The sequence below is a fragment of the Enterobacter kobei genome, from assembly GCF_001729765.1.
Lineage (GTDB): Bacteria > Pseudomonadota > Gammaproteobacteria > Enterobacterales > Enterobacteriaceae > Enterobacter > Enterobacter kobei.
The window spans coordinates 4,701,035-4,714,104 of the sequence record NZ_CP017181.1 but is presented as its reverse complement, the minus strand read 5'-3'; the positions used below and the strand labels follow the sequence as shown (position 1 = coordinate 4,714,104).

General features: G+C 53.2%; 7 protein-coding genes, 2 tRNA genes, 2 rRNA genes and 1 riboswitch. Of the genes, 9 read left to right on the top strand and 2 right to left on the bottom strand.

What is annotated here, in order from left to right:
- Positions 1 to 115: 115 nt before the first annotated feature.
- On the top strand, positions 116 to 1,033 hold the full coding sequence (gene oxyR, locus BFV64_RS22870; protein ID WP_014885686.1) for a DNA-binding transcriptional regulator OxyR: 918 nt from the start codon (positions 116 to 118) through the stop codon (positions 1,031 to 1,033).
- Here oxyR and sthA read toward each other — a convergent pair.
- Positions 1,016 to 2,416, bottom strand: a complete 1,401-nt coding sequence (gene sthA / locus BFV64_RS22865; RefSeq protein WP_014885685.1) for a Si-specific NAD(P)(+) transhydrogenase — start codon at positions 2,414 to 2,416, stop codon at positions 1,016 to 1,018. The genes oxyR and sthA overlap by 18 nt on opposite strands.
- 196 nt (positions 2,417 to 2,612) lie before the next feature.
- On the opposite strand from sthA, the gene fabR reads away from it, so the two are divergent.
- Together fabR and BFV64_RS22855 are read left to right on the top strand one after the other, a co-directional pair.
- A complete protein-coding gene (gene fabR, locus BFV64_RS22860) occupies positions 2,613 to 3,251 on the top strand; it encodes an HTH-type transcriptional repressor FabR (protein WP_008501784.1) in 639 nt (212 codons plus the stop codon).
- A gap of 9 nt (positions 3,252 to 3,260) precedes the next feature.
- Complete coding sequence (locus tag BFV64_RS22855; RefSeq protein ID WP_008501783.1) at positions 3,261 to 3,620, top strand: YijD family membrane protein; 360 nt, start codon at positions 3,261 to 3,263, stop codon at positions 3,618 to 3,620.
- 56 nt (positions 3,621 to 3,676) lie between these two features.
- Here the strand turns inward: BFV64_RS22855 and trmA are convergent, their stop codons facing one another.
- Positions 3,677 to 4,777, bottom strand: coding sequence for a tRNA (uridine(54)-C5)-methyltransferase TrmA (trmA, locus tag BFV64_RS22850; protein ID WP_023331591.1), 1,101 nt, complete (start codon positions 4,775 to 4,777; stop codon positions 3,677 to 3,679).
- A gap of 104 nt (positions 4,778 to 4,881) precedes the next feature.
- Positions 4,882 to 5,057, top strand: a riboswitch (cobalamin riboswitch).
- Positions 5,058 to 5,123: 66 nt separating this feature from the next.
- Between trmA and btuB the strand changes: the two genes are divergently transcribed.
- The 6 genes from btuB (at position 5,124) to BFV64_RS22820 (ending at position 13,042) form a co-directional block, all read left to right on the top strand.
- The gene (gene btuB, locus BFV64_RS22845; protein WP_014885683.1) at positions 5,124 to 6,974 is read left to right on the top strand and encodes a TonB-dependent vitamin B12 receptor BtuB; all 1,851 of its coding nucleotides are present in this window, start codon (positions 5,124 to 5,126) and stop codon (positions 6,972 to 6,974) included.
- Positions 6,919 to 7,770, top strand: coding sequence for a glutamate racemase (gene murI / locus BFV64_RS22840; RefSeq protein WP_014885682.1), 852 nt, complete (start codon positions 6,919 to 6,921; stop codon positions 7,768 to 7,770). Before btuB ends, murI begins: the two co-directional genes overlap by 56 nt.
- A gap of 382 nt (positions 7,771 to 8,152) precedes the next feature.
- A 16S ribosomal RNA gene (locus BFV64_RS22835) occupies positions 8,153 to 9,692 on the top strand.
- A gap of 70 nt (positions 9,693 to 9,762) precedes the next feature.
- Positions 9,763 to 9,839: transfer RNA gene (locus BFV64_RS22830), tRNA-Ile, on the top strand.
- A 42-nt stretch (positions 9,840 to 9,881) separates the two neighbouring features.
- A tRNA-Ala gene (locus BFV64_RS22825) sits at positions 9,882 to 9,957 on the top strand.
- A 180-nt stretch (positions 9,958 to 10,137) separates the two neighbouring features.
- Positions 10,138 to 13,042: ribosomal RNA gene (locus tag BFV64_RS22820) — 23S ribosomal RNA — on the top strand.
- The 16S and 23S rRNA genes sit together here with 2 tRNA genes alongside, the layout of an rRNA operon.
- Positions 13,043 to 13,070: the final 28 nt, after the last annotated feature.

The following is a 13,070-nucleotide window of genomic DNA, read 5'->3' as shown; positions in this document are numbered from 1 at the left end:
AACACGTGCCGCCTCGTCTATGTGGTGTATTATTCAACAGAAAGCTTGATAGGGATAATCGTTCGTTGCTATGCTATCTATCGCCATGAACTATCGTGGCGACGGAGGATGAATAATGAATATTCGTGATCTTGAATACCTGGTAGCGCTAGCCGAGCACCGCCATTTTCGCCGTGCTGCAGATTCCTGCCACGTCAGCCAGCCGACGCTGAGCGGTCAGATCCGCAAGCTGGAAGATGAGCTGGGCGTGATGCTGCTGGAGCGCACCAGTCGTAAGGTACTGTTCACCCAGGCCGGTTTGTTGCTGGTGGATCAGGCGCGCACCGTGCTGCGCGAGGTCAAAGTGCTCAAGGAAATGGCAAGCCAGCAGGGGGAAGCGATGTCCGGCCCACTGCATATTGGCCTGATCCCAACCGTTGGCCCGTATCTTTTGCCGCACATCATTCCAATGTTGCACCAGACTTTCCCAAAACTCGAAATGTACCTGCATGAAGCGCAAACCCATCAACTGCTGGCGCAGTTAGATAGCGGCAAGCTTGACTGCGCTATTCTGGCGCTGGTGAAAGAGAGCGAAGCGTTTATTGAAGTGCCGCTGTTCGATGAGCCAATGATGCTGGCGATCTATGAAGATCACCCGTGGGCGAACCGCGATCGCGTGCCGATGGCCGATCTGGCCGGTGAAAAGCTGCTGATGCTGGAAGATGGCCACTGTCTGCGCGATCAGGCAATGGGCTTTTGCTTTGAAGCGGGTGCCGACGAAGATACCCATTTCCGCGCAACCAGCCTGGAAACGCTGCGTAATATGGTGGCGGCGGGAAGCGGGATTACGCTGCTGCCTGCGCTGGCCGTGCCGCGCGAGCGTAAGCGTGACGGCGTGGTTTATCTGCCGTGCATTAAGCCGGAACCGCGTCGCACGATCGGCCTTGTTTATCGTCCGGGGTCACCGCTGCGCAGCCGCTATGAGCAGCTGGCAGAGGCCATCCGCGGTGCGATGGATGGCCATTTCGATAACGCGTTAAAACAGGCGGTTTAAGCCGTTCAGCGCGGCGACCCGATAGGCTTCCGCCATAGTCGGGTAGTTAAAGGTGGTGTTAACGAAGTACTCAATGGTGTTACCGCCGCCTTTTTGCTCCATAATCGCCTGGCCGATGTGAATGATTTCCGCCGCGCGCTCACCAAAGCAGTGAATGCCGAGGATCTCTTTCGTCTCGCGATGGAACAGGATTTTCAGCGTCCCCACGCTCATTCCGACAATTTGCGCCCGCGCCAGATGTTTAAACTGCGCGCGACCCACCTCATATGGCACTTTCATTGACGTCAGCTGCTGCTCGGTTTTCCCTACGGAACTGATTTCCGGGATGGTATAGATGCCGGTCGGGATATCTTCGATCAGATGCGCCGTCGCTTCACCTTTCACCAACGCCTGTGCGGCAATACGGCCCTGGTCATAAGCGGCAGAGGCCAGGCTTGGGTAACCAATCACGTCGCCGACCGCGTAAACGTGCGGCAGGGCAGTCTGGTACATACTGTTGACCTTCAGCTGACCGCGGCTGTCGGTCTCAAGTCCGATATTCTCCAGCTGCAGGGAATCGGTGTTGCCGGTACGACCGTTGGCGTACAGCAGGCAGTCCGCTTTCAGCTTCTTACCGGACTTGAGGTGCATGATCACACCGTCGTCGCAACCTTCAATCTTCTCGTATTCTTCGTTGTGGCGAATCACCACGCCGCTGTTCCAGAAGTGGTAGGAGAGAGAGTCTGACATCTCCTGATCGAGGAATGCCAGCAGGCGGTCGCGCGTGTTGATGAGATCAACTTTGACATCCATTCCGCGGAAGATCGACGCATATTCGCAGCCAATGACCCCTGCGCCATAGATAATGACGTGGCGGGGTTCATGGTGCAGGCTCAGAATCGAGTCGCTGTCGTAAACGCGCGGGTGCGAGAAGTCGACGTCGGCCGGGTGGTAAGGGCGCGATCCGCAGGCAATCACAAATTTTTCGGCGGTGAGTGTCTCAACCGAACCGTCGTGGCATTCAAGTGCCAGGGTGTGTTCATCCACAAAATGCGCGTTGCCCTGCAAAATCTCACAGTGGTTACGCTCATAAAACCCCTGGCGCATGCGCGTCTGCTGGTTAATGACGGTATCCGCATGATTCAGGATGTCGGCAAAGGAGGAACGAAGAAGTCGGGAGTGGTCGCTGTAAAGAGGGTTCTGGTTAAATTCGATAATGCGGCTAACGGCGTGGCGGAGGGCTTTTGAAGGGATGGTACCCCAGTGGGTGCAACCGCCGCCGACATTATGGTAGCGCTCAATGACCGCTACTCTGGCTCCCTGTTTCACCAGACCCATAGCAGCGCCTTCGCCGCCGGGGCCGGAACCAATAACTATTGCGTCGTAATCGTAGGAATGTGGCATGGTAAGGCTTACCTGTTCTTATACATAAAAGCAACAGAATCATAACATCATTGCCAGGGTAACCCAATTATCGTTGTGCTTTTTTCCGGCAGTGGAGCACAAACCGCACGTAAACAATCATTCACAAAGCCAGGCAAACAGATTAATTTTATTCTCTGGTATAGTGCCAGCAGGCCTTTGGAAGGATTCAACTATCGTGATGGGCGTAAGAGCACAACAAAAAGAGAAAACCCGGCGTTCGCTGGTGGAAGCCGCATTCAGTCAACTGAGTGCCGAGCGGAGTTTTGCCAGTTTGAGCCTGCGCGAAGTCGCACGCGAGGCCGGGATTGCGCCAACGTCCTTCTATCGTCATTTCCGTGATGTGGATGAACTGGGCCTGACCATGGTCGATGAAAGCGGTCTGATGCTGCGCCAGCTGATGCGCCAGGCACGTCAGCGTATCGCCAAAGGGGGTAGCGTGATACGCACCTCCGTGTCGACCTTTATGGAATTTATTGGCAATAACCCCAACGCGTTTCGTCTGCTTTTGCGCGAGCGTTCGGGCACATCGGCGGCGTTTCGTGCCGCCGTCGCGCGTGAAATTCAGCACTTCATCGCGGAACTTGCCGACTATCTTGAACTCGAAAACCATATGCCGCGTGCGTTTACTGAAGCACAGGCTGAGGCGATGGTGACGATTGTTTTCAGCGCGGGTGCCGAAGCGCTGGATGTCAGCATTGAACAACGCAAACAGCTCGAAGAGCGACTGGTATTGCAGCTCAGGATGATCTCCAAAGGCGCGTACTACTGGTATCGCCGTGAACAAGAGAAACTGGCACATCAAACCGAAGAGTGAAGGTGAGTAATGAAACAGTCAGGTCAGGATAAAGGGACGCTGTTGCTGGCATTGATCGCTGGCTTATCCATTAATGGGACGTTTGCCGCTATTTTTAGCTCAATTGTTCCGTTTTCGATTTTCCCGCTTATTGCGCTGGTGCTGACGGTGTACTGCCTGCATCAACGTTACCTGAACCGCACCATGCCGGTGGGGTTACCGGGGCTGGCCGCTGCCTGCTTTATTCTGGGCGTATTGCTGTATAGCACCGTGGTGCGTGCGGAGTATCCGGATATCGGATCTAACTTCTTCCCTGCGGTACTGTCTGTGGCGCTGGTATTCTGGATTGGCTCGCGCATGCGTAGCCGTAAGAGCCAGTTACCAGAGTAATGAATTATTTGTAGGGCAGGTAAGCGAAGCGCCACCTGCCAAAACCGGCCTACAGATTACCGTGCGGTAAGTAAAACGCCGCACTCCATATGGTGCGTATACGGGAACTGATCGAACAGCGCCAGACGTTCAACGTTGTGCGTCTGGCTTAATGTTTCGAGGTTCTTGCACAGCGTCTCCGGGTTACAGGAGATGTACAAAATGCGCGGGTACGCCTGCACCATCTTTTCGGTTTCGCTGTCCAGGCCACTGCGCGGCGGGTCGACAAAAATCGTCTCACACTGGTAGCTCTTCAGGTCGATCCCTTCCAGGCGGTTAAACGCCCGCACGCCGTTCATGGCCTGCGTGAACTCTTCTGCGGCCATACGAATGATCTGCACGTTGTCGATATGGTTAGCGGCAATGTTGTACTGCGCGGCGGCAACTGACGGCTTGGCAATTTCGGTTGCCAGAACGCGATCAAAGTTACGTGCCAGGGCCAGGGAGAAGTTGCCGTTACCGCAGTACAGCTCAAGCAGGTCGCCTTTAGATCCTTCCGTCGCCTTGAGCGCCCACTCCAGCATCTGCACGTTCATCGCGGCGTTCGGCTGAGTGAAGCTGTTCTCGACCTGACGATAAATCATCTCTTTACCCGCCACCGGCAAACGCTCATCGACGTAATCCTGATCCAGCATGATTTTGGTTTTGGTCGCGCGGCCAATCAGGTGGACATTGATGTTCTGCGCACGCAGCGCATCGCGCAGGGCTTCTGCCTGTTCGCGCCATTCGTCGGTCAGCGCTTTGTGGTAGAGCAGAGAGACAATCGCCTGATTGCTTTGCGTGGTCAGATAGTCAATCTGGAACAGCTTATGACGCAGCACCGGATTATCGCGCACACCGTCAATGATCAGGGTCATCAGTTGGTTGATGAGCTCACTCGCCGCCGGGAAACTGTCCACGCGAATGCGGGATTTCGTCTGCTGATCGAAAATGATGTGGTACAGGTCATCTCCGTCGTGCCAGATGCGGAACTCGGCGCGCATGCGGTAGTGGCTGACGGGAGAGCGGAACACCTCGGGAACGGGCGCGTTGAACGGCGTCATCATACTTTGCAGGCGGACGACTTTCTCTGCCAGCTGCGCGTCGTACTGTTCTGTCGGGAGGTGTTCTGGGGTCATGATGCGTCCTGAGTGATAAAGAATTACGCGGGGATTGTAGGCATTGTGCAGGGGATGTCCAGATTTAATGGCTCATAGCTGTCTGGACATCTATACGTGTCTAATTGTAGCATTCTGTTTCCGGTCTCCTGAGAGTGAAAAGGGAATCCAGTGTAATTCTGGAGCTGACGCGCAGCGGTAAAGACTGGCGGGATGAACGTTGTAGACACTGTGACAATGGGAAGTCTTCATCCGTATAACGCCACCTAGCCCGAAGACCTGCCGGGATCACGTCGCATTTGGTTTCATCATCGCGTGCTATCGATGGGGCCTGCGGCATCCTTCTTATATTGTGGATGCTTTAACAATGATTAAAAAAGTATCGCTGTTGACGGCGCTGTCCGTCACGGCATTTTCGGGCTGGGCGCAGGATAGCGCCGACTCGTTGGTGGTGACGGCAAATCGTTTTGAACAACCGGCAAAAACCGTTCTGGCGCCGACGTCCGTTGTGACGCGAGAAGATATTGAACGCTGGCAGGCAAAGAGCGTTGTGGAAATCATGTCGCGTTTGCCGGGAGTGGACATCGCGCAAAGTGGTGGCCTGGGTGCGACCTCTTCTACTTTTATTCGTGGTACTGAGTCCCGTCACGTTCTGGTTCTGATTGACGGTGTACCGCTGAACAATGCCGGGATCAGCAACGTTCCCGATCTTAGCCAAATCCCCACCTCGCTGATTCAGCGCATTGAGTACATCCGCGGCCCGCGTTCTGCGCTGTATGGCTCCGACGCGATTGGCGGTGTGATCAACATTATCACCGGGCGCGATAAACCGGGCGCGGAAATTTCTGCCGGAGTGGGTTCTAAGGGTTATCAAACTTATGACGGTTCTTTCCAGCAGGTTCTGGATAAAACCAAAATCACCATGGCGGGTAATTACACTTATACCCGTGGTTTCGATATCGGTGCGAAAGATGCTCCGCGTCAGCCGGATCGTGACGGTTTTATGAGTAAGTCACTTTACGGTTCTGTGGAACAGCAAATTACCGATAGCATCAGTGGTTTTTTCCGCGGCTTTGGTTACGACAATCGCACTGCGTATGACGGCTATGACCATTACGATGCTAATTTTGTTGTTGATGGACGACCGGATACGCGCCAACTCTACAGTCAAAATTGGGATACTGGCCTGCGCTACAGTCAGGGGATATTTAAATCGCAGTTGGCCATAGGTTATGGTCGCAGCAAAGATCAGAACTATGACCCGAAGAAAGGGCGTTATTCAGATTCCGCAACGACGGACGATGTGAAGCAGTACACCACACAGTGGTTAAATTCCCTTGAAGTAGGTCATGGTAATATTGGTGCGGGCCTGGACTGGCAGAAACAAAAAACTCAGGCTGGTTCTAGCACTATGGATAACGGCTATGAGCAGCGCAATACGGGCGTCTTCCTCTCGGCGATGCAGCAATTTGACAGCATCACGCTAGAAGCTGCGGCACGTAACGATGATAACTCGAATTTTGGCAATCATGCTACGTGGCAAACCAGTGCTGCGTGGGAGTTTATCGATGGTTACCGGATTATTGGTTCATATGGCACGGCTTATAAAGCACCGACGATGAGCCAGATTCACAGTGAGAAATATGGCAATCCTGACCTTAAGCCTGAAGAGAGTAAACAGTGGGAAGGAGGCTTTGAAGGTCTGACGGGGCCGGTTAACTGGCGCGTAACGGGTTATCGTAACGACATTGATAACCTAATTGGCTACGACGCAAACTACCGGTACTACAATGTGGACGAAGCCCGTATCAAAGGGATTGAAGCCACCGCGCAGTTTGATACCGGTCCGGTAGGGCACCAAATTTCCTATGACTATGTTGACCCACGTAATACTAAAACCAATGAAGTTCTGGCGCGCCGTTCTAAGCAGCAGGTTAAGTACCAGCTTGACTGGCAGGTATGGGATCTCGACTGGAATGTTTCCTATCGTTATTTGGGTACACGCTATGACGTTGCGGTCGATCCGAATACCTATTCTACAGAACGTGTAAAAATGGGTGGTGTCAGCCTGTGGGATGTCGCAGTTTCGTATCCTGTCACCTCACACCTCACAGTTCGTGGTAAAATAGCCAACCTGTTCGATAAAGATTACGAGACAGTTTATGGCTACCAAACTGCAGGACGGGAATACACCTTGTCTGGCAGCTACACCTTCTAATCCGCGTCCCACCGTGCTGGTATTTGATTCCGGCGTCGGTGGGCTTTCGGTCTATGATGAGATTCGGCATCTCCTGCCGGATCTCCATTACATTTACGCTTTCGATAACGTCGCGTTCCCGTACGGGGAAAAGAGTGAGGACTTTATCGTCGAGCGCGTGGTTGAAATCGTCACCGCAGTGCAAAAGCGCTATCCCCTTGCACTGGCCGTCATCGCCTGTAATACGGCGAGCACCGTTTCCCTTCCCGCCCTGCGTGAAAAATTCCCGTTCCCGGTTGTGGGCGTCGTGCCTGCAATCAAGCCTGCGGCACGTTTGACGGCGAATGGCATTGTGGGATTGCTGGCCACGCGAGGTACGGTAAAGCGTCCTTATACCCGCGAGCTGATCGAGCGTTTTGCTAACGAATGCCAGATTGCGATGCTCGGTTCGGCAGAGCTGGTGGAGATGGCCGAAGCGAAATTGCATGGACAGGCGGTATCACTCGACGAGCTGCGTCGTATTCTTCGTCCATGGTTGCGGATGCCCGAACCCCCGGATACGGTTGTGCTCGGCTGCACCCACTTCCCGTTACTACAGGAAGAGCTGTTAGAGGTACTACCGGAGGGAACACGGCTGGTGGATTCCGGTGCGGCTATCGCGCGTCGTACGGCCTGGCTGCTGGAACATGAAGCGCCTGATGCGAAATCAGCCGATGCGAATATTGCTTTTTGTATGGCAATTACGAAAGAGACTGAGCAACTTTTACCCGTTTTACGCCGTTATGGCTTTCAAACGCTCGAAAAACTGGCGCTATAGCACGGTTTTGAGCAAAAAAGAGACGGTTGAAAGTTTTTTTTAAAAGAGGGGTTGTCAACGTCTGAGAACTCCCTATAATGCGCCTCCACTGACACGGAACAACGGCTTACAGGCCGCCGGGTTAGCGGGGTTCAGAGATGAACGCCAACAGAGAAAAGCAAAAATAATCGCTTGACTCTGAATGAGGAAAACGTAATATACGGGACCTCGCAACGGTGAGCGAAAGCCGCGTTGCAACTGCTCTTTAACAATTTATCAGACAATCTGTGTGGGCACTCAAAGTGACATGGATTCTTAATGTCTTCGGACAATAAATGAATACCAAGTCTCTGAGTGAACATACGTAATTCATTACGAAGTTTAATTCACGAGCATCAAACTTAAATTGAAGAGTTTGATCATGGCTCAGATTGAACGCTGGCGGCAGGCCTAACACATGCAAGTCGAACGGTAGCACAGAGAGCTTGCTCTCGGGTGACGAGTGGCGGACGGGTGAGTAATGTCTGGGAAACTGCCTGATGGAGGGGGATAACTACTGGAAACGGTAGCTAATACCGCATAACGTCGCAAGACCAAAGAGGGGGACCTTCGGGCCTCTTGCCATCAGATGTGCCCAGATGGGATTAGCTAGTAGGTGGGGTAACGGCTCACCTAGGCGACGATCCCTAGCTGGTCTGAGAGGATGACCAGCCACACTGGAACTGAGACACGGTCCAGACTCCTACGGGAGGCAGCAGTGGGGAATATTGCACAATGGGCGCAAGCCTGATGCAGCCATGCCGCGTGTATGAAGAAGGCCTTCGGGTTGTAAAGTACTTTCAGCGGGGAGGAAGGTGTTGTGGTTAATAACCACAGCAATTGACGTTACCCGCAGAAGAAGCACCGGCTAACTCCGTGCCAGCAGCCGCGGTAATACGGAGGGTGCAAGCGTTAATCGGAATTACTGGGCGTAAAGCGCACGCAGGCGGTCTGTCAAGTCGGATGTGAAATCCCCGGGCTCAACCTGGGAACTGCATTCGAAACTGGCAGGCTAGAGTCTTGTAGAGGGGGGTAGAATTCCAGGTGTAGCGGTGAAATGCGTAGAGATCTGGAGGAATACCGGTGGCGAAGGCGGCCCCCTGGACAAAGACTGACGCTCAGGTGCGAAAGCGTGGGGAGCAAACAGGATTAGATACCCTGGTAGTCCACGCCGTAAACGATGTCGACTTGGAGGTTGTGCCCTTGAGGCGTGGCTTCCGGAGCTAACGCGTTAAGTCGACCGCCTGGGGAGTACGGCCGCAAGGTTAAAACTCAAATGAATTGACGGGGGCCCGCACAAGCGGTGGAGCATGTGGTTTAATTCGATGCAACGCGAAGAACCTTACCTACTCTTGACATCCAGAGAACTTAGCAGAGATGCTTTGGTGCCTTCGGGAACTCTGAGACAGGTGCTGCATGGCTGTCGTCAGCTCGTGTTGTGAAATGTTGGGTTAAGTCCCGCAACGAGCGCAACCCTTATCCTTTGTTGCCAGCGGTTAGGCCGGGAACTCAAAGGAGACTGCCAGTGATAAACTGGAGGAAGGTGGGGATGACGTCAAGTCATCATGGCCCTTACGAGTAGGGCTACACACGTGCTACAATGGCGCATACAAAGAGAAGCGACCTCGCGAGAGCAAGCGGACCTCATAAAGTGCGTCGTAGTCCGGATTGGAGTCTGCAACTCGACTCCATGAAGTCGGAATCGCTAGTAATCGTAGATCAGAATGCTACGGTGAATACGTTCCCGGGCCTTGTACACACCGCCCGTCACACCATGGGAGTGGGTTGCAAAAGAAGTAGGTAGCTTAACCTTCGGGAGGGCGCTTACCACTTTGTGATTCATGACTGGGGTGAAGTCGTAACAAGGTAACCGTAGGGGAACCTGCGGTTGGATCACCTCCTTACCTTAAAGAACCTGCCTTTGTAGTGCTCACACAGATTGTCTGATGAAAAAACAGCAGTAAAAATCTCTGCAGGCTTGTAGCTCAGGTGGTTAGAGCGCACCCCTGATAAGGGTGAGGTCGGTGGTTCAAGTCCACTCAGGCCTACCAAACTCCTTTTAAAGGATGAGCGGTACAGAGATTACAAACGATGGGGCTATAGCTCAGCTGGGAGAGCGCCTGCTTTGCACGCAGGAGGTCTGCGGTTCGATCCCGCATAGCTCCACCATCTTTTACTGCGAACACAAGAAAACTTCAGAGTGAACCTGAAAAGGTGCACTGCGAAGTTTTGCTCTTTAAAAATCTGGATCAAGCTGAAAATTGAAACGACACACATGTTATGTGTGTTCGAGTCTCTCAAATTTTCGCAAACCGATGATGAATCGAAAGAAACATCTTCGGGTTGTGAGGTTAAGCGACTAAGCGTACACGGTGGATGCCCTGGCAGTCAGAGGCGATGAAGGACGTGCTAATCTGCGAAAAGCGCCGGCGAGGTGATATGAACCTTTGACCCGGTGATGTCCGAATGGGGAAACCCAGTGTGTTTCGACACACTATCGTTAACTGAATACATAGGTTAACGAGGCGAACCGGGGGAACTGAAACATCTAAGTACCCCGAGGAAAAGAAATCAACCGAGATTCCCCCAGTAGCGGCGAGCGAACGGGGAGCAGCCCGGAGTCTGAATCAGCTTGTGTGTTAGTGGAACGGTCTGGAAAGTCCGACGGTACAGGGTGATAGTCCCGTACACGAAAATGCACAGGTTGTGAACTCGAAGAGTAGGGCGGGACACGTGGTATCCTGTCTGAATATGGGGGGACCATCCTCCAAGGCTAAATACTCCTGACTGACCGATAGTGAACCAGTACCGTGAGGGAAAGGCGAAAAGAACCCCGGCGAGGGGAGTGAAAAAGAACCTGAAACCGTGTACGTACAAGCAGTGGGAGCCTACTTGTTAGGTGACTGCGTACCTTTTGTATAATGGGTCAGCGACTTATATTCTGTAGCAAGGTTAACCGAATAGGGGAGCCGAAGGGAAACCGAGTCTTAACTGGGCGTTAAGTTGCAGGGTATAGACCCGAAACCCGGTGATCTAGCCATGGGCAGGTTGAAGGTTGGGTAACACTAACTGGAGGACCGAACCGACTAATGTTGAAAAATTAGCGGATGACCTGTGGCTGGGGGTGAAAGGCCAATCAAACCGGGAGATAGCTGGTTCTCCCCGAAAGCTATTTAGGTAGCGCCTCGTGAACTCATCTTCGGGGGTAGAGCACTGTTTCGGCTAGGGGGCCATCCCGGCTTACCAACCCGATGCAAACTACGAATACCGAAGAATGTTATCACGGGAGACACACGGCGGGTGCTAACGTCCGTCGTGAAGAGGGAAACAACCCAGACCGCCAGCTAAGGTCCCAAAGTCATGGTTAAGTGGGAAACGATGTGGGAAGGCACAGACAGCCAGGATGTTGGCTTAGAAGCAGCCATCATTTAAAGAAAGCGTAATAGCTCACTGGTCGAGTCGGCCTGCGCGGAAGATGTAACGGGGCTAAACCATGCACCGAAGCTGCGGCAGCGACGCTTATGCGTTGTTGGGTAGGGGAGCGTTCTGTAAGCCGTTGAAGGTGGCCTGTGAGGGTTGCTGGAGGTATCAGAAGTGCGAATGCTGACATAAGTAACGATAAAGCGGGTGAAAAGCCCGCTCGCCGGAAGACCAAGGGTTCCTGTCCAACGTTAATCGGGGCAGGGTGAGTCGACCCCTAAGGCGAGGCCGAAAGGCGTAGTCGATGGGAAACAGGTTAATATTCCTGTACTTGGTGTTACTGCGAAGGGGGGACGGAGAAGGCTATGTTAGCCGGGCGACGGTTGTCCCGGTTTAAGCATGTAGGCGGAGGTTCCAGGTAAATCCGGTACCTTTTAACGCTGAGGTGTGATGACGAGGCACTACGGTGCTGAAGTAACAAATGCCCTGCTTCCAGGAAAAGCCTCTAAGCATCAGGTAACACGAAATCGTACCCCAAACCGACACAGGTGGTCAGGTAGAGAATACCAAGGCGCTTGAGAGAACTCGGGTGAAGGAACTAGGCAAAATGGTGCCGTAACTTCGGGAGAAGGCACGCTGATATGTAGGTGAAGCCCCTGCGGGTGGAGCTGAAATCAGTCGAAGATACCAGCTGGCTGCAACTGTTTATTAAAAACACAGCACTGTGCAAACACGAAAGTGGACGTATACGGTGTGACGCCTGCCCGGTGCCGGAAGGTTAATTGATGGGGTTAGCGGTAACGCGAAGCTCTTGATCGAAGCCCCGGTAAACGGCGGCCGTAACTATAACGGTCCTAAGGTAGCGAAATTCCTTGTCGGGTAAGTTCCGACCTGCACGAATGGCGTAATGATGGCCAGGCTGTCTCCACCCGAGACTCAGTGAAATTGAACTCGCTGTGAAGATGCAGTGTACCCGCGGCAAGACGGAAAGACCCCGTGAACCTTTACTATAGCTTGACACTGAACACTGGTCCTTGATGTGTAGGATAGGTGGGAGGCTTTGAAGCGTGGACGCCAGTCTGCGTGGAGCCGACCTTGAAATACCACCCTTTAATGGCTGGTGTTCTAACGTAGACCCGTAATCCGGGTTGCGGACAGTGTCTGGTGGGTAGTTTGACTGGGGCGGTCTCCTCCCAAAGAGTAACGGAGGAGCACGAAGGTTAGCTAATCCTGGTCGGACATCAGGAGGTTAGTGCAATGGCATAAGCTAGCTTGACTGCGAGAGTGACGGCTCGAGCAGGTGCGAAAGCAGGTCATAGTGATCCGGTGGTTCTGAATGGAAGGGCCATCGCTCAACGGATAAAAGGTACTCCGGGGATAACAGGCTGATACCGCCCAAGAGTTCATATCGACGGCGGTGTTTGGCACCTCGATGTCGGCTCATCACATCCTGGGGCTGAAGTAGGTCCCAAGGGTATGGCTGTTCGCCATTTAAAGTGGTACGCGAGCTGGGTTTAGAACGTCGTGAGACAGTTCGGTCCCTATCTGCCGTGGGCGCTGGAGAATTGAGGGGGGCTGCTCCTAGTACGAGAGGACCGGAGTGGACGCATCACTGGTGTTCGGGTTGTCATGCCAATGGCACTGCCCGGTAGCTAAATGCGGAAGAGATAAGTGCTGAAAGCATCTAAGCACGAAACTTGCCCCGAGATGAGTTCTCCCTGAGACTATAAGTCTCCTGAAGGAACGTTGAAGACGACGACGTTGATAGGTCGGGTGTGTAAGCGCAGCGATGCGTTGAGCTAACCGATACTAATGAACCGTGAGGCTTAACCTTACAACGCCGAAGCTGTTTTGGCGGTGAG